Genomic DNA, 22,468 nt, shown 5'->3' with positions numbered 1-22,468 from the left:
AGCCTAATAATAAGATAGAAAAAGTGGTCGGCCGTAAAAAGTGCTATGATAAACCATAATTTTAAACGCGCGCAGGTTTATTATGAATTATCTTATTAAGCGAAACTCATCGACTACCGATATTTCTAACAATTTGGTCAATAAAGTCATGAGCAAACCCGGTATCTCCATATCACTGATCAGCGCGGTGTTACTGACATTGTCAGGCTGTGCAACCACTCAAAGCCTCACACCGCAGCAATGCCAAGCTAGTAACTGGCAAGAAGTCGGCTATACAGATGGCAGCCGTGGCCGCTCAGGCGCTTATTTCGGACACTATGCAGGTAGCTGTGCAAGTATAGGCGGTGCCACGCCCAACCGGATACAGTGGGAACAGGGGCGTCAGCAAGGGCTCAGAAACTACTGCACAGAGCTCACAGCTTACAAACTTGGCCGCGAAGGTTACGAGTGGCAAGCGGTCTGTCCACTAGAAGGTATCGAGAAGTTAGAAGAAGCCTACTCACAAGGGCGCTACTATTATATCCGCCAGCAAGATTTGGACTATTTACGCTCACCTTATCCTTTCGGATATGGTCACTTTGATCGCAGATATCGCCCACTGGGCCATCGCTGGTAAAAATTAGACATTATTATAAAAATAAAGCATCGCTAGTAAAAAAGAAAACCTCACTGAGTACTTAATTTGAGGTTTAAGTACTCAGTGAGGTTGGAGAAAAGTTTATTATTTTTATTTTATTATTATACTAGCTACCTATCTTGCTATGTACCTATCTGATGGTTGGCTATCTAGCAATCATCATATGACAATCTCACCCCACCTTACTCATTGACAAAAGCTATCTTGGTCAGCCCTGCTTCGCTAGCAGATGCCAGTACTTGTGCGACCGTGTCATACTTGCTTTCTTTATCTGCACGCAGCTGAATAGAAGGATTTTTGCCTTGCGCGCTTTCCTGCTGTAGACGCTTATCTAGCTCCTCTATCGTGATCGGATCACTGTCCCAAAACACGCCCGCATCCTGATCAATACTGATCTGAATCGTTTCTGGTGGCGGCTCATTGACTTGTGCACTCGTCTCCGGCAGGTTAAGCGGAACAGTCGGATTAAGAACGGTCGCAGTCAACAAAAAGATAATCATCAAAACCAGCATGACATCGATAAGCGGAATGAGGTTCATCTCATTCATGCCTTGGACGTCATCATCACCTAACTGAAATGCCATAATTACTCTCAATATATGCTTGCTATGTGTGCTTAGTCAGTACTTGTCTTCACTGTTTGTTGCATCGTTACTTATACAACGATAGAAATCGCTGTTACCCACTAAAGGTAACCGTCGCTATCTCACGATGCCGTCTATAACTGTGAAGTAGACACATTACGATACTGTTTATTAGTATTGCTCGCTTGCGTGTCAGCTGAGCTTTTCACTGAAGTTACTTGCTCGGTAGGCTGCGTGTTCGCTACTGCTTTTATATTTGCAGAATCCGCCAGCAAGTCATGCGCTCTATCATTTGCCTGATACATCACACGGCGATTGATACGTACAGCGAGGTTATAAAAAACCACCGCTGGAATAGCCACAGCGATACCTAGGCCTGTCATGATAAGTGCCTCACCGACTGGCCCTGCTACTTGACCCAAGCCTGCTTGTCCGCTCGTACCAATATTATGCAGCGCATGAAAAATGCCCCATACGGTACCAAATAAACCAATAAATGGGGCAATCGCTGCCGTCGTACCAAGAATAGGCAGGCCACGCTCACTAGAAAAGCGATAGCGTCCAATATGCTTGAGTAACGCCTGCTCTATCACCAAGCGACGAGTGGGTGCATCCTGCTCTATCAACCCAGTCTGTTTGGCTTGGATTTGATGAGTTAAATCATCGGCAACCGTCGCCGCCAACTTGCGGCTTTGTAGTACACGAATGATACCCGTCACCCAAGAGATAAGGGATAAAGCGAATAGTACAAAGAACAAGGTTTTGGTCACCATGTCACTATATTGCCAGTATTGCATAAAGTCCATGTCAGACTCCTTCGTCTTTTGTGTTATGGCTTGATATTGATGTAGTTGACGTGTTTTATCGTGTTATACAACTATCCATTAAAATCATGATAGTTGTTAAAAAAAATAGTTGTAGATTTTGAAGCTGCTTGTCAGAAAATTACTTTTGCTGAGGTTACTTTTATAAATAAATAATATTAACTATCAGGTAGTAGACTTCATATAAACCTTTATTGGACAACAACTGACATAGTAACGTTACCCACGACCGCTACCCCGCCTCTTATAAAAGGCTTTATTTTACTATTACGCATTCTCTTTTTAACTTCCCGAACTGCATCCCGATCCTTACCACTAACATCGATACCTTGAATCACACCTTGTTTTGTCACAGTAAACCGTATCGTCAAGGTCTGAGACTTACTAGAAATGTCTGTAAAATCTGGCGCTACTATCCATGATGCATCGCTACCACTAAAAGACTGTGGCGTATTGCTTGCGGCAGCTGCGGCTTCTGCATCCGCTTTTGCCCGCGCATCGGCTTTTGCCTGTGCATCGGCAGCGGCTTTAGCATCAGCTATCTCTTGAGCTTTTTTGGCATCAGCAGCAGCTTTTACCTGTGCTGCTATTGCAGCCGCATTGGCTTGTGCTGTCTGTTGTTCTGCTAATAATGCATCTCTTCTTGCTTGTTCCGCTTGCGCTGCCAAAAGTCTACGCTGATCATCAGCCACTTTCGTATCAAGGCTCTTTTGAGGGGCAGTTTTTTGTGGGGCAGGTGGCGGCGGCAATTTGGCAGGTTTAGGCTTCTCTACTGGCTGCTTTTTCTGAACAACTTTAGGCTTGGGTGCAGCAACTGGCTTCGCTTTTGGTTTAGGCTTAACTTCTCTAACCGGCTCTGGATCTTCTTTCAGATTTATCTCTTCAACCTCCACAGGTGGTGGAGGTGGTGGAGGCGTAATCAGCTCTATTTCAATAGGTGGCGTCACTTTTTCTGGTTCTACTTTCATCTCAGGCGTTTTGACCGCCGCTAATGCTACTGCCGTCAGCACATGCAATCCCACAACTACCGCAATAGTCGCAAGCGTCAACTTAGGTGATGGCGCGTCTAAATTCGTTGAACTCATAACACCCTAATATTAATTAACTGAGATAGAATGGCGTAGATAATAATGCAAACGATAATTATTATCAATAATAAATTGAGATAATCGCTCTTTTATTAATACAATTATAACAAACCAAATCTACCTTGTTAATAAAAATCATTATCATTTATATTGATAATGAATCTCAATTGCCTTATCATTGCGGTTCTTTAACAGCTTATAGCACTTATAAAAAATTACTTATCGAACGCTATCTTTTATTTTACACCGTAAGATAATTAAACACTTTAAGTTATAAGTGCACAACCACCTCATAAAAACTATAACAGTTAAATAAATACCGCCGAGCATTGTCTGGTATATACATCACATTAGACAAACTCATTTCATTTTTATATGGGTAATCATATTTTTAATAATCTGCCCAAACCGCTAATATACCGAGTTATCTATGTCTATCGCTTTATTGTCTAACCGCTCTCCTAGCGCCTTTTTTAGACGCCCATTATTGACTGCTATGACGACTGCACTCATTGCTAGTATCAGTGTGGCAGGCTGTAGCTCACCAGAATCAACTGACTCTGAGCCAACAGATACCACGACTGAAAATCAAACGGCCGATAACAGCGCTGCTAGCACTATCACAGTGGATACCGTAAAAGGAGATGTCGAATTAGCGGTAAACCCATCGCCAATCGTGGTGTATGACATGACATTGATGCAGGATTTGGCAGCGCTTGATGTTGCGATTGATGGCGCCCCTAGTGGGATGCATCTAGATAATTTGAAGTCTAAAAACCAACCAGAACCTGCAAGCATGGGTACGGTATTTGAGCCAGATCTTGAGGCATTGAATGCGATGCAGCCGCAAGCTATCTTAGTTGGCTCACGTATGGCTGAAAAATATGACGAGCTCTCTGGCATTGCCCCAACATTAGATATGTCTATCGATACGGCCAACATCTATGAGTCAAGCAAACGCCGCTTGGCCGATTTAGGCGCATTGCTTGGCAAAAGTGAACAAGCCGCTAAATTACAACAAGACATTGATGGTTTGATTGAAGAAACCAAAGCCGTCACCAAAGACAGCGGCACTGGCCTAGTGGTCATGGTCAATGGCAATAAAATGTCGACATATGGCGCTGAATCACGCTACGGCTTTATTCATAACGTCGTAAACATACCCATCGCTGATGATCAAATCAAAGAAGGGCGTCATGGTCAGCCAATATCGTTTGAGTATCTGCAAAAGACAAATCCAGACTGGTTATTTGTGATTGATCGTAGTGCGGCTATCGGCGAAGACAGTGTCGGTGCAAAAGCGGTATTAGACAATCCATTAGTGGCACAAACTACTGCCTGGAAAAAAGACCAAGTGGTGTATCTAAGCCCAGATTCTTACCTTGCATTTGGCGGCTATTATCAGTGGATGCAAGATTTGACGACCATCAAAGATGCCTTTACTAACGCTAAGTAAAAGCCATCATTGCCCCATTAACTGTGGTTGATTGCCGTTTTTAATGACCGTTTTTATACCTCATCTGTATGCCAGTAGCCGTTATGTCGTTATTTTCACATCGTGCACAGCCCAGCGTTAAAACCAGTACTTCTTCGCCAGCCGCATCAACGAGTTGGAAAAGAAGTATTGGCAACAGTCTAAATACTAAACATCGCCGTGCCGCCATGCCACCATGGTTAATCAACACGGGAAGCCTCATTATTATGGGGCTTTTGGTGTTATTGAGCTTATCTATTGGTGTCGCAGATTTTTCGTGGTCCGGTTTTCTACACAGCCTTATCAGTCATAGCGCCAACTCTGATAGCTCGCTATTTTTAGTTAGCAGACTCCCCCGCACTATTGCGATTATCTTAACTGGTATCTCGATGGCAGTTGCAGGGATGATTATCCAAGTAGTGCTAAAAAACCGCTTTGTTGAACCTTCGATGGTTGGTGCCACTCAGAGCGCAGCGCTCGGACTGCTAGTAGTCAGTCTGCTGTTTCCAGCCAGCGCACTCATTGTAAAAATGGGTGTGGCGACCGTCGCAGCAGTATTTGGCATGATGCTGTTTATGCTGCTTATTCATCGAATTCCACCGACAGATTTTTTGATGATTCCACTGATTGGTATTGTCTTTGGCGGCATTCTCGAAGCAGTGACAACCTTTATCGCTTATCAGACTGAGTCATTGCAGATGCTCAGCGTTTGGCAGTTTGGTGATTTTTCTGGTGTACTAGCCGGTCGATATGAGTTGCTTTGGCTGACCGGAGGTCTGTGTGTGTTGGCTTATATCATCGCTGATAAGCTCACCATCGTAGGATTGGGCGATAATATCGCACTGAACTTAGGCATTAGTAAACGACAAGTCACATGGCTTGGCGTTGGCATGGTTGCGATGATGAGTGCTGTCGTCGTGGTCACTGTTGGGATGATTCCTTTTATCGGCTTAGTCGTGCCCAATATTGTCAGCCGACTGATGGGAGATAAGTTACGTCGTAGCTTGCCAGCAGTCGCATTGCTCGGTGCATCCGCCGTCCTGCTCTGCGATATCATTGGTCGCTCTATCCGCTATCCATTTGAAGTGCCCGTCGCGACGGTATTTGGCGTGGTCGGTACGGTGCTGTTTTTATGGCTACTATTGCGCGCGCCGGCTGATCGATAAGCTTGATATTTATGCTTGATACTACAGGATTCGCGCATGTTTTCACCGTCTACGCCTCGCTCTAAAAAAACGACCATGGCTAAAACCAATACAACAAAATACAGCTCGATAGAAAGCGGTGCCTTGGAAGATAGCACTTTGAAAAACAGTGCTACTGCCACAGCTTGGCAGAGTCGTCTGGCACAACTTTGGATATGGATCGTCAATCATCCAAAGTCGATTGCCACCGCTATCTTGGTCATCTCGATGCTGCTATTTTTGACACTCAACGTCAACGGACATTGGGACTTTGCCCTACCATTACGTGGCAAAAAACTGCTGGCATTAATGGTGGTCGGCTATGCTATCGGAGTGTCGACACTACTGTTTCAAACCTTAACGCACAACCCTATTCTCACGCCTTCCTTGTTGGGCTTTGATTCACTATATATCTTACTGCAAAGCCTACTGGTGTTCTTTTTGGGTGCGATTAGCTTTACCAGTATCGACCCCCTTGCCAAATTCACACTTGAAATTGTCTTGATGTTTGGCGCGTCATTATTACTATTTAAGTTGCTATTCTCAAAAAGCAGTCAGGATTTGACGCGGCTAATACTGGTCGGTGTTATCTTTGGCGTGCTGTTTCGTAGCTTATCAACCTTGATTGCCAGACTAATTAATCCTGATGATTTTGTCATCGTACAATCTCGCAGTTATGCGCAGTTTAATACGATCAACCCGCAACTGCTTGGTATCAGTCTACTCATTTGCCTCATTAGTGCTGTATTTGTCTGGCGTTGGCGCTATCAGTGCGATGTATTGATGCTTGGTAAGTCACAAGCCATCAACCTTGGTATCCATTATCAACGTCTCGCATTTGGCCTGCTGACTGTCATCGCTATATTGGTCGCCACTGCCACTGCTCTAGTCGGCCCTGTGACTTTCTTTGGCTTATTGGTATGTGCATTGACCAATCGTATCGCCCGCCATATGTACCACAGCGAGCGGCTGATATTGGTCAGTCTGGTTGCCATGATTTGCTTGGTACTCGGTCAGACTATCTTTGAGCAAGTACTGGGCATGGCTGGCGTACTATCGGTTGTGATTGAACTGGCAGGTGGCCTAGTATTCTTATTATTAATATTTACGACACAACGTCGCCGTCGATAATACCAATAAAAATTAGCACTCTATAAAGACAAGAAGCTCTATGATTAAATTAGACAACATCTCATACCACATCGGTAAACAGCAGATTCTACATGACATTACATTGTCCTTACCAAGTGGACAAGTCATTGCGTTGATAGGCCCAAACGGTGCTGGTAAATCCACCTTGTTTTCCGTTATGGCACGCTTGCAACCGCTACAGTCAGGGCAAGTGTGTTTTGGTGAGCATGATATTGTCAGTTGCCATGCTCGGACGTTGTCCAAGACGGTCGCGATGCTCGGGCAGGAAAACCACGTCCAAGGGCGACTGCGTGTACATGAGCTGCTGATGTTTGGGCGTTATCCCTATCATCAGGGACAACCGACTACTGACGATCAGCAGAAAGTGCTAGAAATTATTGAGCGATTTGAGCTAGAGCTATTGGCCGACCGCTTCTTATCGACATTGTCCGGTGGTCAACGTCAGCGCGTACTGATTGCAATGATTGTTTGCCAAGATACGCCCTATCTATTGCTTGATGAGCCTCTAAATAATTTAGACATGTATCATTCTGGTCGTCTCATGCGTGAGCTACGTGAGCTGAGCCATAGTCAGCAGAAGACCGTCGTCATCGTCTTACATGATATCAATCAAGCCGCACAATTTGCTGATACCGTGGTCACGATGAAAGAAGGCCAAGTGATGGCTGTTGGTCAGCCTGTCGATGTGATCACACAAGAAACGATGAAACAGTTATACAATGTCGATGTGACCGTGCTAAACCATCAAGGTCGTCCAGTGATTGTTGATGCGGTTTAAGTACAGGACTTTGCAAACGAAAAAAGGAATTGTCGATGCATAAAGCTTTATTGAATAATCGATGGATAAACTATAAAAATCTATCTATATTAATTTTAGTGATTAGCTTTTGCTTGTTCATTTTTAATGCTTTAAATAAAGAGATAGCAAATACTTTTTTTTGGCTAGGAATCACTTTATATGCTCTAAGATTGGTGGTTATTCCTATGGATTTTACTCAAAATATCTCTTCAGTAGATTACACAAAGAACTACGATGAAAATAATACATGGCATAAATGGGTGATGCTAGGTGAGAGATTTTCTTCCTTTATTTTTACTATCTTGATAGCATACACAATATTTTTGCAATTCAAGTGATAACTAGGACATGCCTTTAATTCAGTACGTAGCTATTTACTGAATTAAAAGCCTACCTTAGGTTACTGAATTAAAAGCCTACCTTAGGAATCTGGCAATATCACCTACCCTTTTGCAACGCCTTTAATCGCTGTTGACGACCTTTCCACCACAGATAAACGCCAGTAATAGATAAAACAGTCACAGCCAAACCTATCAATGCTAAAAATATTTGATACAGTACATGGCCAATACCTTGGCTAATATGCCCCATATGTAAGGTCGATAGCCATTGATCAGCTTTGCTACCAAATGATGAGTTTTGATAGCCAAAGTTGACGCGCTCAACGCTACCCGTCCTTGCGTTGACAGTAATAGACGAAGCGCCGCCTTTTTTGCCGATATCTTTATCTGTTTTAAAGCGCAGTTGCCATTGACCTTCATCCTCTACCCAACGTATGCCCAATAACTCACGTACTGTCAGGCCCTTATTTTTGGCAGCGATGTCTGCCTGCTCACTTAGATAAGCAATACTATTGGCTTTGCTGACAATATCCATAGCATTGACATCAATAGTATCGACATTACCAGCTTCGTTATTCAAAGCCTTACCCTTTGTAGCATCAATCCTCGCAGCCCTGCCTGCATTAGCAGTCTGCCCAACTTTTTCACGTGGTTTGTTCGATTTTTCCTGTTTTTCGCCTCTGCCTTCGAGCCCCACGACTGCCTGCATGATAGGGCGATAGACTTGCTGTAAATTAAAACCGACACTCGACCAAGCAATGACAAATAACATGCCCCAAAGCCACAACCCAAAGGCATGGTGCAAGTCATAATTCAGTTTAAACAGATTGCTCTTGGTACGAATTTTCCACGCTGGTAGCCAACGCTTGAGAAAGGACGCACGTTTTTTCGATGAGGACTTTTTCTGTAAGTTTTTCTTTTTAAGTGCTCTCGGAAACGTTAAATAAAAACCGATAAAGCAGTTAACTGTCCAAACGACAGACACGATACCTAATATCCATTTGCCGATATCACCAAGCAATAAATCGCGGTGCAACCAGAAAACTTTCCACATGGTATTGTGCAATGCCCATTGATCTTTATCACGGGTGCCGATGATGTTACCGTCATAGGGATTCACATACACTTCTTGAAACGGTGCTTTTGGTTGATTTTGGGCAGCCTTACCTCGGGCTCTATCTACCGAAAATACTGCCGACCTGTCTGCCGCTATCGAGGTCGGCATGCTAGAAAAATTATGTTCTGGATAGGCACTAACAACCCTATCATGCAGCACTGCAATAGGAAGGTGCGACGTGTCTTGGACATCAACCTGAGCCAGTTTATGATTGAACACATCGTCCAACTCTTCATGAAATGCTAATAACGTGCCAGTAATACCAGCGATAATTAAAAAGGCTGCCATGGCAAGCCCTGTATAACGGTGAATCCAAAGACAGCTAAGGCGAATATTGAATGACATAAATAAATCTGCTGTTATATTATGATAGTTATTAAAAGAAGTTTGTTTAAACAAGCTCACTTAAAGAGGCTTAATTCAAGAAAGCCATTTAAAGAAAGTTACTGACAACACAAAAGGCCTGAGCAAAAGCCCAGACCTTTTTAGTGACAGAAATAATGTACTTACATGCTAAAAATCAACGCTAACGTCGAGCACATAAGTACGTCCCGGCTCATTGAACGTACGTGCACCAGCATTGGTACTGGTACCTTCGCGATATATTTGTTTATCAAATAAGTTTTTGATACCAGCGCCCACGGTCACGGCCTGGGTCAGATCATAGCGGGTACTAATATTGGCAATGGCGTACGGATCACGATCAAGCGTCGCTGTATCGAGATCATCACCTGTGGTCACCGAAATATCAGGCGCTTCAATCGTGCCGTAGTAGCTCACATCAGCGTTAGCATTCCAGCGAGGCGTGATATCCCAATCCACACCTGTGTTCACAGTAAACTTAGGAATCAGCGATAACGGCTCGCCATTATCTTTTCGCTCTGAGCGGAGAATGCCCGTCAGGTTAGAGGACCATGACACCGTATCGGTGACAGGAACTTTTACGAAGCCTTCTAGACCTTCAATAACCGCTTCGCCTTGGTTCTCCCATACAAAGATAGAGCGATCTTCAGTTACGCTGTTCTCTACAACACTTATAGTACCTACTCGGTCTATACCAGCACCAATGCGGTTATCATAGGCGTTATGGTAATAAGTTAAGCCAGCAGACAGCCCAGTACCATCGTCATAAGTAAAGGTCAGCTCTTTATTCCAAGAAGTCTCATTTTCTAGGTCAGGATTGCCTAAGACGTAACAGCCTTTTTCATCGTCAGGTACCCAAGATGGGCAGCCATTACCACCAGTATAGTAGATGTAATTTGGATCAAGCTGGTAAAGTCCGGGTGCTTTAAAAGCACGACTGATACCGCCTTTCACTGACCAGTCAGGACTAAAGTGCCATGTGGTATTGATACTAGGTGACCAATTACTACCAGCTTCACTATGATAATCAAAGCGTAGACCTGGTGTCACATACCAGTCAGGCGTAATCTCATAGTTGTCTTCTAAGTAAGCACCGACAAGATAAGCATCTGAAGTGGGATTGCGCGCTTCAGGATCAGTCTCTACATCACCAAACTCAAAACCTTCGTCAAATTCCAAAGCAGACACCACAGGGTTATCTAACCTTTCACCGCGGAACTCAGCACCAGCCGTTAACGTATGACGGTCAAAATAAATGTCCCATTCTGATTTGGCATTCAACGTATCGTAAGTCGCTTCTGTCCATTCGTAACTTTCTCCTTCATCAGGTATCGAAATTTGACCTTCACCGCCACCAGCACTTCCTACAGCCAGACCCTCATTAACCGTCCGATTATACTCGATGTAACTGTTACTACTAGCATTGTCATACTCACCGCGGTGGGTGAATGCCGCGCCATAACGTTGCATTTTGCTAGTCGTTTCACCTTCTAACTCATTTACCAGACTTTCATTCACCGTTTGGAACAATGAGTCACCTGCCCAGCGATTCTCTTGACGGCTATAACTGACCTCAAAACCGACCGTATTCATCGCATCCATCGCGTATTCAAACACTTGGCGCACATCGATATTTTCAACACCCTCAATACCTGCTGCGACAGAATCATCTAGTGCTTCTGCTGCATTAATAGAAGGATCATCGCCTTCACTATCATGGTAGCCAAGGGTGGTTCGAGAGGACAGTTTGTCCGTCAATGCACCAGCCATATTGACGTTAGTGCGCCAGCTACTGCCTTCTAAATCACTTTCTGGTGCCTCATAATGGCTAGTGATAGAGAACTCGGTTTTAGTTGGGCTTTTAGTGATGATATTCACCACGCCGCCCATACTACCAGAGCCATAACGAGCGGCTGCTGGACCACGCAATACTTCGATACTCTCAATCGCACTTGGCGGTACCCACTGCGAGTCACCGCGAGTGTCTTGCTCACTACCACGGCTAGGACGTACAGAGTTACGAGAGGTCACTGGACGACCGTCGATTAGGATTAGCGTATTGTTGGGGCCCATACCACGCAGATCAATTTGACGTTGGTTACCGCGCTGTCCCGATGTCGATGATCCTGAGAGATTCACACCCGGCATTTTACGTACAATCTCTGAGATGTCATTAGAAAGCGATGCTTTTTCGATGGCTTCTTCACTAATGATAGACAGCCCTGCCGCTTGTTCCAACTCCTCTCTGGCCGCTCGTACCACAATCGTGTCTAGTGTGGCTGTAGGCACTGCTTCCTGGTCAGTCGCTGCTTGCGTCACCATCTCATCGCTCTCCACCGCGACAGCCGTGCTACTGAGAATAGAAGCCACAGCGATACTGAGCAATACTTTGCCTGTCACTAAGCGTTGAGCGTTCTTTGGAGAAGTGAGGTATGACTGATCAGAGCGACCTGATTGGTTTAACATAAATAACGTTCCTTGAAGCACTTAGGCTCATTAGTACCTTTCAGCTGCACCGACAGCGAATATTTTTAGCCACTTCGTAACAAACATGTCATGAAATATGCGTATGCAAAGTGTGACTAAAGCATGACCAAAGAGCTTAAATATCGGTATAAGGCAAATTCGTAAAGGTAGGTGCTGAGTAGGGTTAAAAGTTTGGTGATGCTACAACTGGCATAGTCCAACTATTTAAAATATGGATCACAATAAGTTCTCTAGAATAGAGACAGCAAAGAACCTTTAACTATTCTGTGATGAACGGAACACACTTTAGCAATATAGAAAAGATAATGCAAACATTAATGATACTTATTCTCATTAATGTTTGCACACACCCTCTACTAGTTGTTTTAAATGCGAAATCGGTGATCAACATGCCTATAGAAGCGTCTCATAATGCCAGCTGTGATAGCTCAGCATCTCCAAACTCTATTAAGCTCTATCAGTACCTCCAAAACCTCAGTGATAGCCTACACCGTTATAAATGCTACACATCAGACTCTGCATCCTGACGCTTGATTACTTTGTGTTCATCTTCGCTATTGTCCAGTTTCCAATAGCTCGAAATATACAAATGGGTTTTGGCCACATTTCGGTCATGTTTGAAGTATTGGCGTAGTGCTCGCATACTATTGAACTCACACGCTGTCCATACGGCGGCCTCACCATCTAACCAAATCAGTGCTTCGACTTGCTCTAATAAGGGATAATGGCTATCGCTTGCAGTTGGATTTATAACCCAATGAATCTCTATATTTTGCGGCTTGTTAATAGACTGAATGTCAGCTTCGCTTAGCACTTCTATAACGGCATAACCTATTGCGTCATCAGGTAACTGTGCTAAATTCACTGTGATAGCTGGCAGTGCCGTCATATCACCTACCAACAAAAACCAGTCTGCTTGATGATTAATCAGCTTTTTTTCACCAGGGCCACCAATCAAAATTCCATCTCCTATGGCAGTTGTTTTCGCCCAGTGCGATGCCAGTCCTTCGGTACCTTGATGGTTGAGACCATGTAATACAAAATCAACATCGATCTCATTGTCACGCTGCTGGACAATAGTGTAAGTGCGCATAATCGGTTTACGCCCTTCATCCTGTGGAAACATCAACTTGATATAGCCGCTTTCCTGATCGGCAGGAAAACCGTCGAACGCTCCTCCACCTAGCGTAATACGGCGCATGTTGGGCGTGATATCGATAATATTTTTAACAGCTAAAACTCTAGGGGTGGGTTTGGCCATTTTTTGTATCCTTTTCTATAAAGTTATCTCTAACGTTTAGGGTCTGATAACAACTCAATCAATAGTTCTTTAACAGAGGTAAAAATAGAACAGTCAATCTCATATAAATATTAAAAAGCCAGCGACCTCATAAAGGTAACTGGCTTCTACTAGCTGTCAAATTGACGTGTTAAACATGAATTATCAAAGGCCAGTTGTCTAGCTATCAAACCTAACTATAAAATCTAGCGATTAGAATTGATAGGTTAGAGAGGCTTTCACATTTCTTCCAATCGCATAATCCGTATAGTCCGAATCATCTGAGAAACGTGATGAGTGATTTGCATACGTTTCATCAAACATATTGTATACGCCTAGCGTCGTCTCCACGCCTGCTAGCTGCTGAGGCCTGTAGGTCATGAAGATATCATGCACATCATAGCCTGGTTTTTTGGTATCCGTATCATCGCCTGTATTAGGGTTGATAGAGGTTACATACGTACTACGCCAGCCTACATCAATTGTGTCAGTTGGTGCATAGCCCAAGTTAACTATATACTTGTCACCAGAGTCGTTTTCATCTCCAGTGTCCTGAGATAAACTGTAGCCAGACTCTTTGCCTTCGCTACGCGCTCGTGCATAGCTCAGCCCCATATTGAAGTTACTAGTCCGATAATCAGCCGAGAGCTCGACGCCTTTTATCTCGTAATCTTCATCTGCATTGAATGAGCCTGCACATGTGCCCGTATCAGAGGCCAACCCTGTGGTGCAATCAAGGCCGCTTTCGTAAGAAATCCAGTTTTCCAAATCTGTCACAAAGTACTTACCAGAGAGGCGTAACGAATCATCTTCAGTGGTTAAGCCACGGAAAGTAGTCGATACACCAATTTCAGCATTACTACCAGTTTCAGGCTCTAAATCAGAAGAAATATATTTATCTTCACCATCTGTATTGCGAATGGCTTCCTGCAAGTCAGGACCATTGAACAACTGCGTGTAGCTTGCGAATACATTGGTACTTGGCAACACTTGATAGCTAGCGGCAAAAGCGCCCACTACATTGTCGTACGTTTCGCCATTTGCCACGTCTTCTGGTGCTTCGTAATGATCATAACGTACACCAGGCGTTAGCGTTAACTTACCGATTTGCCACTGGTCTTCTAAATAGACAGACGTGTTTTTTGCCTCATCACTTCCTCCAATGACACCTAGACGAGATACCTCAGATTCTTTTGTATAATACTCAACACCAGTAATCAGCTTATGCGATCCTAACTGACTTGCTATGCGACTGGTATTTTCGATCTTGCCGCCTTTGGTGATCAAATCAACGGCAATAGATCCATTGTCTTTATCAAGCTCTGTTTCAGACTGATAGATATTGGCTTTTAAATCAATCCAGTCATTGGCTGGTTGGTAAGCATACTCTAAAGTATAGGTATCACGGCTTTGCTTCCAAAGTACGGCAGGATTCCAACCATCATCATCGGTTAGTGGAAAGTCAGCTCGGTTTGCATACATGCCTTCATTTTCTGTACGGCTAAAGCTACCACTGACGTGATGATTGTCACCTAAGTAAGTACCAGCCTTTAACAAAATACTTTCGGTGTCACCATCTGACGTTTGAATGTCGCGACCATCGCCATCTTCACCTGCTTCAGAGGTGCGTTTGCCATAGTAAGCCAACAAATCAACATTTTCTGTCGGTGCAGCAAATACGGTCGTTGAGGTTAACAGCTCGTTATTGTTGCTGGCGTAGCCGGTATGGACTTTTGCACCAATCTTTTGATCGACATCAAGCAAATCTGCAGCATCGACTGTCTCAAAAGCGACCGCACCGCCGATTGCGTTATTACCTAAAGTCACTGAGTTATTACCAACAGACACCTCAGACTGCTTCAACAAGTCTGGATCAATAACCAAGTCACCAGCATGGTGGAACGCATAGCCTTCTTGACGAGCGCCATCAACGGTCACTTTTAAATTCGTATCATCAAGGCCACGAATACGCACACGTTGATTGATAGCCGTTGTACCACCTACTGAAGCGCCTGGCACGCCATCTAAAAAGTCACTTAAAAGACTGGCTTGCCCCGCAGGTATATACTGGGCTGAATCAACAGAGTTATTTTGCAGGCCATCACGTACAGAGCTATTGGCTGTCACTGTGATGGTCTGTAGCGTGACGTTAGGCACCTCTTCTACAGAAGCTGCACTAGCCGCTTGCGACCACAATACCGCAGCAACACCCATAGATAATACTGTTAATGGGCTAGAGAGCTTTGATAATTTCACTTCACGCATAACGAACTTACTCACTTTATTTTCTATTAAGGACTGGAGAGTTTGAGACGATTTCTTCAAACGTTAATTATTTTAAATAATCGCCTTTATTAATGATTAATAACTGCTCTTTTCATGATAGGTGTTCAGATGAACGGTCATTTTTACAACGCTAAACCTATCTTATAAATAAAAATGCTAATGATAATTGTTAGCATTTAATAACGAAAGGTATCCTAACTAAATATTAACAATTTAGCAATAATTACTATGATTAATTTCACGTTAAGTAGAATCTAAAGACCTGACCCTTTATAAAACCCTACTCATCACTTCTTAGTCAAAGGCTTATACAACGGGCATTTACATGCAAAAAACATCTAAACATTCTTATAATAAATAACCATTATTTTGGAAATAAACACACTAATGTTAAAAAAATGTTGCAATAACTAACCCTTTCCCTATACCCTTAGATTGTTGACCAATTAGTCAGGTTCGTAATCATGGCTATTTGCTAGACTCACAAATAACTAATAGCTACCTACTTTTATGTATTCACATAAAAATAAGTGCGACTCTTTGTGAGATGGCTAAACAATACGACTGCTTCTCTAACCTAGAGTCAATTCAGTTTGAAAGTGTGACAGGGCAACCGAGTGTAGATGTATATTGAATACTTCAAGCGAGGCTGACGCTGTAACGCATTTATAGTGCATTGACACTATGTATCATCGCATTGCTTAATAATCTCCATAGAGCTGGGACTGAAAGTCACCTTAGGAGGAAGCCAAGATGAGTGAGCACACTCAAGGGAACCCCGATTTATTGTATGGACTGCATGACCGTCCTGCTCCTGCAAAAGCATTTTTAGGGGCAGTACAACACGTACTTGCCAGCTTCGTTGGTATCATTACTCCATCATTAATCATAGGCGGTGTCTTGGGTTTAGGGGAACACATCCCCTATCTCATCAGCATGTCATTGATGGTTTCAGGTATTGCAACCTTTATCCAAACACGTAAAGTTGGGCCAGTGGGTTCAGGTTTAATGGCGTTACAGGGCACCAGTTTTGGCTTCTTAGCTGCGGTACTAGCAGCAGGCTTTGTGGTAAAGAACAGGGGCGGTAGTCCAGAGGAAATTCTCTCTGTCATCTTTGGGGTATCATTTCTTGGTGCCTTTGTCGAAATCTTCTTAAGTCAGTTCATCACCAAACTCAAATCATTGATGAGTCCAATCGTGACAGGTTGTGTGATCGTGACTATCGGTCTGTCGTTAACTAAGGTTGGTTTGACAGATTTGGCAGGCGGTGTCGGTGCTGAAGACTTTGGTAGTATGCAAAACTTACTACTAGGCGGTGGTGTGTTGGTCAGTGTGGTATTAATTAGTATCGTCAACAATAAAGTCATTCGCTCAAGTGCGATATTTATTGGGTTGATGCTTGGTTTGATAGCTGCTGTCTTTATGGGACGTATTGATTTTTCTCTAGTCTCTGAAGCGCCTCTATTTACGATGCCTGTGCCTTTCAAGTTCGGCTTTGGTTTTGACTGGCAGGCCTTTATTCCTATTGCCTTTATGTATGTCATTACCAGTATTGAGACATCAGGTGATTTGACAGCGACTTCGATGATCTCAGGTGAGCCAATCAAAGGCCCAGTATACGAAAAACGTATCAAAGGCGGTGTACTAGGTGATGGTGTCAACTCATTGATTGCAGCCGTATTTAACACGTTCCCAGTGACGACTTTTAGCCAGAACAATGGTGTTATTCAGATGACAGGTATTGCCAGCCGTTATATTGGTTTCTATGTCGGCGCTATCTTATTCACCATGGGTATGTTTCCTATCCTCGGTGCTATCTTTACCCAGTTACCCAAGCCCGTCATTGGTGGCGTAACATTGCTGATGTTTGCAACGGTAGCGACTGCTGGTATTCGCATACTATCAACAGTGAACTTCACACATCGCAATATCTTAATCATTGCAACCTCTCTAGGTCTATCAATGGGCGTGGCTTTTGTTCCTGATGTATTCGCACAAGCACCGCAGCTATTCCGTAATATCTTTGGTTCAGCGGTGACCATGTCAGGTATCGTCGCCATTGCACTTGATATGATTTTACCCAAAAACTACGGTGTTGAATTTGATACAGCAGAGCAGCATTTGGATGATGGCCTAAAGCCGCTTTGACAAAAATTTAACCTTCCATAATGAAAATAACGCTAGCGTACCATCGGTGCACTAGCGTTATTTTTTATAATTCGTCCGTAAAAAATGGCAAGAAACAATCGTTATTCAAGTCCACAGCCACGTAGGATAAACGGCACCAGAAAGTCAGCGGCACGTGTTTCGTCCTGCTGATCGTAATCTGTCTTTTCCATCAAGCCAACGATTTCTGTTTCAAACTCAGCATAACGTTGCGTCGTTGCCCAAATCAAAATCAGTAACTGTAATGGGTCAGCGATACCAATTTTACCTTGCTCATGCCAGACTTTCATGACCTTGGCTTTATCAATCGCCCACTCTTTCATCGTCGTCGACATAAAATTATGCAAATGTGGTGCACCGCCGATGACTTCCAGCGCAAACAGTTTATGTCGATTTGGATTGGCAAAGGCCTGATGTAATTTGGTACGAACAAATTTTTCGATGACTACTTTTGGATCACTATCAACCGTCATGGTCACTAAACCATCGTTCCACTCTTGAATAATAGAGTGCAGCACCATCTGATACAGGTTCTTTTTATTCTTAAAATAATAATGAATATTGGCCTTTGGCAACTTAGCTCTATCAGCGATACTTTGCATCGTCGCACCACCAAAACCCTGCAGCACAAACTCTTCTTCAGCTGCCGCTAAAATCACAGCCTGATTGTGCGCACGAATGCCCTGTTGGTTGTGCGGTGTCGCCGCCTCAAACGTCTCTTGTATCTTTATGTCGGTCTCTTGGGTCATCTGAGTTATACCTGTCGTTATTATGATGAATAGATAGCAGGATTCGAATAAACAGCTCTATTTAATTTCTAATTTTTATGAAATATAAGCCACTTAAGTAAAATATCCTGATAAAGTAGTTGACCAAATGGTCAGGTTTGAGCAGAATAGTAATATTAAACCAATTATTATTCGATAAACACCATTTCAATATGTGATTTTGTATCTGGCAGCATTAACGTATCGCTATAAACTCAATGCCCGCCCATTCTAATCTATCATTGTTAAATGAAAAGGAGATTACTGTGAAATTATCTTTACAGCAATTTAATGAACTCTCGCCAGCTGACGCCACCTCACATCTCTTGACTTGTTGTACCAGCACTGATTGGGCGCAGGCTTTAGTAAATAAACGTCCTTTCATCGATATGTCTGCCATACTCGCTCATAGTGACGATGCTTGGATGCAATCTCAAGCGGATGAGCAGAATCTACTAGAAGCGTTTGATGGGCATCCACAAATTGGTAATGTCGATTCGCTAAAAGAAAAATATCGCAACACGCAAGACAGTGCAGCTCATGAGCAATCAGGGGCCAATGATGCTGAAGACGATGTCATTGAGGCTTTGGCACAAGGAAATCAAGATTATCTCGATAAATTTGGTTTTATCTTTATTGTCTTTGCCACCGGTAAAAGCGCTCAGCAAATGCTAGATCTACTGTTAGCACGGCTACCAAATAATCGCGATACTGAACTCGTCAATGCCGCTGCCGAGCAAAATAAAATCACGCGTTTACGGTTACAGAAACTGCTGAGCGCCGAGTAAACCTCATATGCATCACATATATAAATGGAGTTATTATGTCAGCCACTCTCTCATCACATATTTTAGACACTCATTTGGGCAAACCAGCGGCTGATGTCGCGGTGACCCTACATCGTATTACCGATAGCGGCGAGGCTGTTCTATTGGCAAACGGTACCACCAATGCCGATGGTCGCGTATCTCCTGACAACTGGCAATTTGGCTCAACACTTAGTAGTAGCGAATCTGATTTGAGTCATGGCCGTTATACGCTGACTTTTGATACTCAGTCTTACTTTGATACGCAGCAAATTAGCGCATTTTATCCGCAAGTTATCATCGATTTTATGGTGCGTGATGCCAATCATTACCACATACCACTATTACTGAGCGCACATGGTTATAGCACCTATCGCGGCTCGTGATTGTATTTGAGATAGCATTTGATTTGATGTCATGACGACGAAATGACGGTGCAAGAGCACATCCATCGCAATACATCGCAGTAAAACAGTATATTAAATAACAAAGTACATCGAACGAAAAACGCTGACGACAGAGCATCGTAAAAAAGGACACTTGCCACATGGGCGCTTATTATCTCGACTGGTTAAATTTATTTTTCCGCTGGTTCCACGTCATCGCTGGTGTAGCATGGATTGGGGCCTCATTTTATTTTGTTTGGTTAGATCTCAGTCTGCGTAAGCCACCACAATGGAAAACAGACAAAGGTATTTCCGGTGACCTATGGGCAGTACATGGCGGTGGCTTTTATGAAATTGCCAAATATAAGCTTGAACCTGAACAGATGCCCAAAACGTTGCATTGGTTTAAATGGGAAGCTTATACGACATGGCTGACGGGTATGGCCATGTTGTCTATCGTCTACTATGCCAATGCCACTGCGTATCTGATTGACCCAAGCAAGGTTGCCTTTGGTAGCAGTGTTGGTGCTATCTCGACCAGCTTATTATTTTTATTCGGTAGCTACTTTATCTATGAAGTCATTGTCCGTAGTCACTTAGGCAAAAACTCACTTATCTTTAGTAGCATTATTTTTATCCTATTGATTATCGCTTGCTGGGGTTCGTACCAGTTATTCAGTGACCGTGCATCGTTTATCCATATCGGTGCCATTTTAGGTACGGTTATGGCAGGGAATGTCTTCTTTGGCATCATGCCTGCCCAACGAGCGCTAGTCGATTGCGTGAGGCGCGGAGAGAAACCGGGCAAGGAAGTAGCCGATTTGGCACTACAAGCCAAAAACCGCTCGTTGATGAATAACTATTTCACCCTGCCGCTTATTTTTATCATGATTAGCAACCACTATCCGATGATGTATGCTCATACTCATGGTTGGTTGGTGTTAGTCTTTGTGTGTATCATCACTGCAATCGTACGTCATTACTTTAATCAAAAGCATTTAGACAATCATAAGCCGCGCTATTTGGTTATCCCTGCTGTATTAACGGTTTTATTAATTATTTGGATGCGTCCTGAGCCAATTGAGCCGTTGCCTGTTGCCACTGCTGCAGTCGCAGCTGAAACGGTAACATCTGACAGTGTACCACCAACTACTGAGAGTGCAGTCGCCAGCTCTGCTGTGAATACGGATGCCGTTTCTGATGAAGCTGTCTCCAATGAAAGTGTCACTACCGACGTCGTACCAGTTACGGCCTCTGTAGCCACTGGTGCTGACGATGCTATGATGAATGTCGTGCATACGCGCTGTAGCACTTGCCATGCAGCACAGCCTACTCAGCAGGGCTTTGCCGCGCCGCCCGCAGGGATTATATTACAGACACCAACAGACATGAAAATCCACAAAGCTAAAATTATTACTGCCGTACAAACAGGCTATATGCCATTAGGCAATCTCACTCAACTGACGGATGAAGAACGTCAGCAGCTCGTGGCTTATGCGTCGGGTCTGTAATGTCATTCGATGTGACTTATTGATGAGACTGTTCGAAAAACACGGTTAAAAATATTACTAATGATGCAACATGCATACTCTTATTTGGCTTCCGTTTACTTAGGATAATTTACAATGACTCAGAAGATAACCAGTGATTTCGATCAAGACGCTTACCCTCGTGACTTGAAAGGCTACGGTGGTAACCCGCCAAAGGCCAACTGGCCAGGCGGCGCCAAAATCGCTGTTCAGTTCGTCCTAAATATTGAAGAAGGCGCAGAAAACAGTGTCATTCATGGTGACGGTCAATCAGAACGTTTTTTATCTGACGTCTTGGGTACGCCAGAGTTTAACAATCGTCACCAGTCGATTGAGTCAGCATTCGAGTACGGTAGTCGTGTCGGTGTGTGGCGAGTATTGGATACCTTTAAAGAGTATGGTTTGCCTATTACCACCTTTACTTGTGCGGCCGCTGCCGAAAAAACACCGCATATCATCGAGCGCGTATTAGAAGATGGACACGAAATTGCCAGTCACGGTCTACGCTGGATTACTTATCAGAATATGTACCGCGAAACCGAGCGTGAGCACGTACGCCGTGCTACTGAGATATTCGAGAGCATGATTGGTGGTCAACCGCTTGGTTGGTACACTGGCCGCGATAGCCCAAACACTCGTGAGCTGGTCGCTGAACAAGGTGGCTACATTTATGACTCTGACTCTTACGCGGATGAACTGCCCTACTGGCTCAATGTCAAAGTAGAAGACGGTAACAAAATCGCGCGCAAGCCTCATTTGGTCATCCCTTATACGCTAGAAACCAATGACATGCGCTTTGCATCTAGTCCCGGGTTTACCAACGCTGAACCTTTTTATCAGTACTTAAAAGACAGCTTCGACACCTTATATGAAGAAGGCGAACATACACCTAAAATGCTGACTATCGGTTTGCATTGCCGCATTATTGGCCGTGCTGGTCGCATTACCGCCCTCAAAAAGTTTTTGCAATACATCACTAGCAAACCTGACGTGTGGGTATGCCGCCGCGATGACATTGCCAAACACTGGTATAAAAACCATCCAGCCACTGCCGACAACACGGCAAACTGGCTATAAACCTACGTTTAGACACCTATTTAGCGCGGCACACCATTATTATCGCAGCATACAATCATTATCGCGGCACACCATCATTATCGCCGCACACAATCATTATCGCGGCACAAAACCATTAAGGA

At 43.8% G+C, this 22,468-nt stretch carries 19 protein-coding genes; 11 read left to right on the top strand and 8 right to left on the bottom strand.

Annotated elements, in window-relative coordinates; all coding sequences use genetic code 11:
- The first annotated feature begins 82 nt into the window (after nt 1-82).
- Nucleotides 83-616, top strand: a complete 534-nt coding sequence (locus I6E61_RS10700) for a DUF2799 domain-containing protein (protein WP_227685807.1) — start codon at nt 83-85, stop codon at nt 614-616.
- 203 nt (nt 617-819) lie between these two features.
- Here the strand turns inward: I6E61_RS10700 and I6E61_RS10695 are convergent, their stop codons facing one another.
- The 3 genes from I6E61_RS10695 to I6E61_RS10685 form a co-directional block, all read right to left on the bottom strand.
- Nucleotides 820-1,221 carry a biopolymer transporter ExbD gene (locus tag I6E61_RS10695; RefSeq protein ID WP_197134488.1) on the bottom strand — a complete coding sequence of 134 codons (402 nt, stop codon included), beginning with the start codon at nt 1,219-1,221 and terminating at the stop codon, nt 820-822.
- Between the two features lie 134 nt (nt 1,222-1,355).
- Entirely contained in the window at nt 1,356-2,027 is a 672-nt protein-coding gene (locus I6E61_RS10690) for a MotA/TolQ/ExbB proton channel family protein (RefSeq protein ID WP_197134486.1), read from the bottom strand.
- A 209-nt stretch (nt 2,028-2,236) separates the two neighbouring features.
- Complete coding sequence (locus tag I6E61_RS10685; protein ID WP_197134483.1) at nt 2,237-3,130, bottom strand: hypothetical protein; 894 nt, start codon at nt 3,128-3,130, stop codon at nt 2,237-2,239.
- A gap of 433 nt (nt 3,131-3,563) precedes the next feature.
- Between I6E61_RS10685 and I6E61_RS10680 the strand changes: the two genes are divergently transcribed.
- The 5 genes from I6E61_RS10680 (at nt 3,564) to I6E61_RS10660 (ending at nt 8,080) form a co-directional block, all read left to right on the top strand.
- Nucleotides 3,564-4,589, top strand: a complete 1,026-nt coding sequence (locus I6E61_RS10680; RefSeq protein ID WP_197134480.1) for a siderophore ABC transporter substrate-binding protein — start codon at nt 3,564-3,566, stop codon at nt 4,587-4,589.
- A gap of 83 nt (nt 4,590-4,672) precedes the next feature.
- Nucleotides 4,673-5,773, top strand: coding sequence for an ABC transporter permease (locus I6E61_RS10675; RefSeq protein WP_197134477.1), 1,101 nt, complete (start codon nt 4,673-4,675; stop codon nt 5,771-5,773).
- A gap of 36 nt (nt 5,774-5,809) precedes the next feature.
- Nucleotides 5,810-6,922, top strand: coding sequence for an iron chelate uptake ABC transporter family permease subunit (locus I6E61_RS10670; protein ID WP_265091297.1), 1,113 nt, complete (start codon nt 5,810-5,812; stop codon nt 6,920-6,922).
- Nucleotides 6,923-6,962: 40 nt separating this feature from the next.
- Nucleotides 6,963-7,721 carry an ABC transporter ATP-binding protein gene (locus tag I6E61_RS10665; RefSeq protein WP_197134474.1) on the top strand — a complete coding sequence of 253 codons (759 nt, stop codon included), beginning with the start codon at nt 6,963-6,965 and terminating at the stop codon, nt 7,719-7,721.
- A 35-nt stretch (nt 7,722-7,756) separates the two neighbouring features.
- Complete coding sequence (locus I6E61_RS10660; protein WP_197134459.1) at nt 7,757-8,080, top strand: hypothetical protein; 324 nt, start codon at nt 7,757-7,759, stop codon at nt 8,078-8,080.
- A 100-nt stretch (nt 8,081-8,180) separates the two neighbouring features.
- Here I6E61_RS10660 and I6E61_RS10655 read toward each other — a convergent pair whose 3' ends face one another.
- The 4 genes from I6E61_RS10655 to I6E61_RS10640 all read right to left on the bottom strand — a co-directional run bounded on the left by I6E61_RS10655 (nt 8,181) and on the right by I6E61_RS10640 (nt 15,594).
- A complete protein-coding gene (locus I6E61_RS10655) occupies nt 8,181-9,545 on the bottom strand; it encodes a PepSY domain-containing protein (protein ID WP_197134457.1) in 1,365 nt (454 codons plus the stop codon).
- Between the two features lie 168 nt (nt 9,546-9,713).
- On the bottom strand, nt 9,714-12,029 hold the full coding sequence (locus I6E61_RS10650; RefSeq protein WP_197134454.1) for a FepA family TonB-dependent siderophore receptor: 2,316 nt from the start codon (nt 12,027-12,029) through the stop codon (nt 9,714-9,716).
- A gap of 523 nt (nt 12,030-12,552) precedes the next feature.
- Nucleotides 12,553-13,311 (bottom strand): siderophore-interacting protein, encoded by a 759-nt coding sequence (locus tag I6E61_RS10645; RefSeq protein WP_197134440.1) that lies wholly within the window; start codon nt 13,309-13,311, stop codon nt 12,553-12,555.
- 231 nt (nt 13,312-13,542) lie between these two features.
- Nucleotides 13,543-15,594 carry a TonB-dependent receptor gene (locus I6E61_RS10640; protein ID WP_197134438.1) on the bottom strand — a complete coding sequence of 684 codons (2,052 nt, stop codon included), beginning with the start codon at nt 15,592-15,594 and terminating at the stop codon, nt 13,543-13,545.
- Between the two features lie 774 nt (nt 15,595-16,368).
- Here I6E61_RS10640 and I6E61_RS10635 point away from each other — a divergent pair.
- Nucleotides 16,369-17,763 carry a uracil-xanthine permease family protein gene (locus tag I6E61_RS10635; RefSeq protein WP_197134436.1) on the top strand — a complete coding sequence of 465 codons (1,395 nt, stop codon included), beginning with the start codon at nt 16,369-16,371 and terminating at the stop codon, nt 17,761-17,763.
- Between the two features lie 101 nt (nt 17,764-17,864).
- On the opposite strand, the gene I6E61_RS10630 is transcribed toward I6E61_RS10635, so the two are convergent.
- The gene (locus I6E61_RS10630) at nt 17,865-18,530 is read right to left on the bottom strand and encodes a TetR/AcrR family transcriptional regulator (protein ID WP_197134434.1); all 666 of its coding nucleotides are present in this window, start codon (nt 18,528-18,530) and stop codon (nt 17,865-17,867) included.
- 284 nt (nt 18,531-18,814) lie between these two features.
- On the opposite strand from I6E61_RS10630, the gene uraD reads away from it, so the two are divergent.
- From uraD to puuE, 4 genes are all read left to right on the top strand, one after another.
- The gene (gene uraD, locus I6E61_RS10625; protein ID WP_197134433.1) at nt 18,815-19,336 is read left to right on the top strand and encodes a 2-oxo-4-hydroxy-4-carboxy-5-ureidoimidazoline decarboxylase; all 522 of its coding nucleotides are present in this window, start codon (nt 18,815-18,817) and stop codon (nt 19,334-19,336) included.
- A gap of 35 nt (nt 19,337-19,371) precedes the next feature.
- Nucleotides 19,372-19,740, top strand: a complete 369-nt coding sequence (gene uraH, locus I6E61_RS10620) for a hydroxyisourate hydrolase (RefSeq protein WP_197134431.1) — start codon at nt 19,372-19,374, stop codon at nt 19,738-19,740.
- A 161-nt stretch (nt 19,741-19,901) separates the two neighbouring features.
- Nucleotides 19,902-21,251 carry a urate hydroxylase PuuD gene (locus I6E61_RS10615; RefSeq protein WP_197134414.1) on the top strand — a complete coding sequence of 450 codons (1,350 nt, stop codon included), beginning with the start codon at nt 19,902-19,904 and terminating at the stop codon, nt 21,249-21,251.
- 114 nt (nt 21,252-21,365) lie between these two features.
- Nucleotides 21,366-22,346, top strand: coding sequence for an allantoinase PuuE (puuE, locus tag I6E61_RS10610; RefSeq protein ID WP_197134411.1), 981 nt, complete (start codon nt 21,366-21,368; stop codon nt 22,344-22,346).
- Nucleotides 22,347-22,468: the final 122 nt, after the last annotated feature.

It is taken from the genome of Psychrobacter sp. NZS113 (assembly GCF_015864825.1).
Classification (GTDB): Bacteria; Pseudomonadota; Gammaproteobacteria; order Pseudomonadales; family Moraxellaceae; genus Psychrobacter.
This window is presented reverse-complemented; position numbering and strand designations above follow the sequence as displayed.

What these genes read in the sequence shown, in the direction of transcription:
- I6E61_RS10680 (WP_197134480.1), top strand. Translation starts at nt 3,564, where the DNA reads ATGTCTATCGCTTTATTGTCTAACCGCTCTCCTAGCGCCTTTTTTAGA.
- I6E61_RS10670 (WP_265091297.1), top strand. Translation starts at nt 5,810, where the DNA reads ATGTTTTCACCGTCTACGCCTCGCTCTAAAAAAACGACCATGGCTAAA.
- I6E61_RS10675 (WP_197134477.1), top strand. Translation starts at nt 4,673, where the DNA reads ATGTCGTTATTTTCACATCGTGCACAGCCCAGCGTTAAAACCAGTACT.
- I6E61_RS10650 (WP_197134454.1), bottom strand. Translation starts at nt 12,029, where the DNA reads ATGTTAAACCAATCAGGTCGCTCTGATCAGTCATACCTCACTTCTCCA.
- I6E61_RS10690 (WP_197134486.1), bottom strand. Translation starts at nt 2,027, where the DNA reads ATGGACTTTATGCAATACTGGCAATATAGTGACATGGTGACCAAAACC.
- puuE (WP_197134411.1), top strand. Translation starts at nt 21,366, where the DNA reads ATGACTCAGAAGATAACCAGTGATTTCGATCAAGACGCTTACCCTCGT.
- I6E61_RS10695 (WP_197134488.1), bottom strand. Translation starts at nt 1,221, where the DNA reads ATGGCATTTCAGTTAGGTGATGATGACGTCCAAGGCATGAATGAGATG.
- I6E61_RS10700 (WP_227685807.1), top strand. Translation starts at nt 83, where the DNA reads ATGAATTATCTTATTAAGCGAAACTCATCGACTACCGATATTTCTAAC.
- I6E61_RS10685 (WP_197134483.1), bottom strand. Translation starts at nt 3,130, where the DNA reads ATGAGTTCAACGAATTTAGACGCGCCATCACCTAAGTTGACGCTTGCG.
- I6E61_RS10635 (WP_197134436.1), top strand. Translation starts at nt 16,369, where the DNA reads ATGAGTGAGCACACTCAAGGGAACCCCGATTTATTGTATGGACTGCAT.
- I6E61_RS10615 (WP_197134414.1), top strand. Translation starts at nt 19,902, where the DNA reads ATGGGCGCTTATTATCTCGACTGGTTAAATTTATTTTTCCGCTGGTTC.
- I6E61_RS10655 (WP_197134457.1), bottom strand. Translation starts at nt 9,545, where the DNA reads ATGTCATTCAATATTCGCCTTAGCTGTCTTTGGATTCACCGTTATACA.
- I6E61_RS10665 (WP_197134474.1), top strand. Translation starts at nt 6,963, where the DNA reads ATGATTAAATTAGACAACATCTCATACCACATCGGTAAACAGCAGATT.
- uraH (WP_197134431.1), top strand. Translation starts at nt 19,372, where the DNA reads ATGTCAGCCACTCTCTCATCACATATTTTAGACACTCATTTGGGCAAA.
- I6E61_RS10640 (WP_197134438.1), bottom strand. Translation starts at nt 15,594, where the DNA reads ATGCGTGAAGTGAAATTATCAAAGCTCTCTAGCCCATTAACAGTATTA.
- I6E61_RS10645 (WP_197134440.1), bottom strand. Translation starts at nt 13,311, where the DNA reads ATGGCCAAACCCACCCCTAGAGTTTTAGCTGTTAAAAATATTATCGAT.
- I6E61_RS10630 (WP_197134434.1), bottom strand. Translation starts at nt 18,530, where the DNA reads ATGACCCAAGAGACCGACATAAAGATACAAGAGACGTTTGAGGCGGCG.
- I6E61_RS10660 (WP_197134459.1), top strand. Translation starts at nt 7,757, where the DNA reads ATGCATAAAGCTTTATTGAATAATCGATGGATAAACTATAAAAATCTA.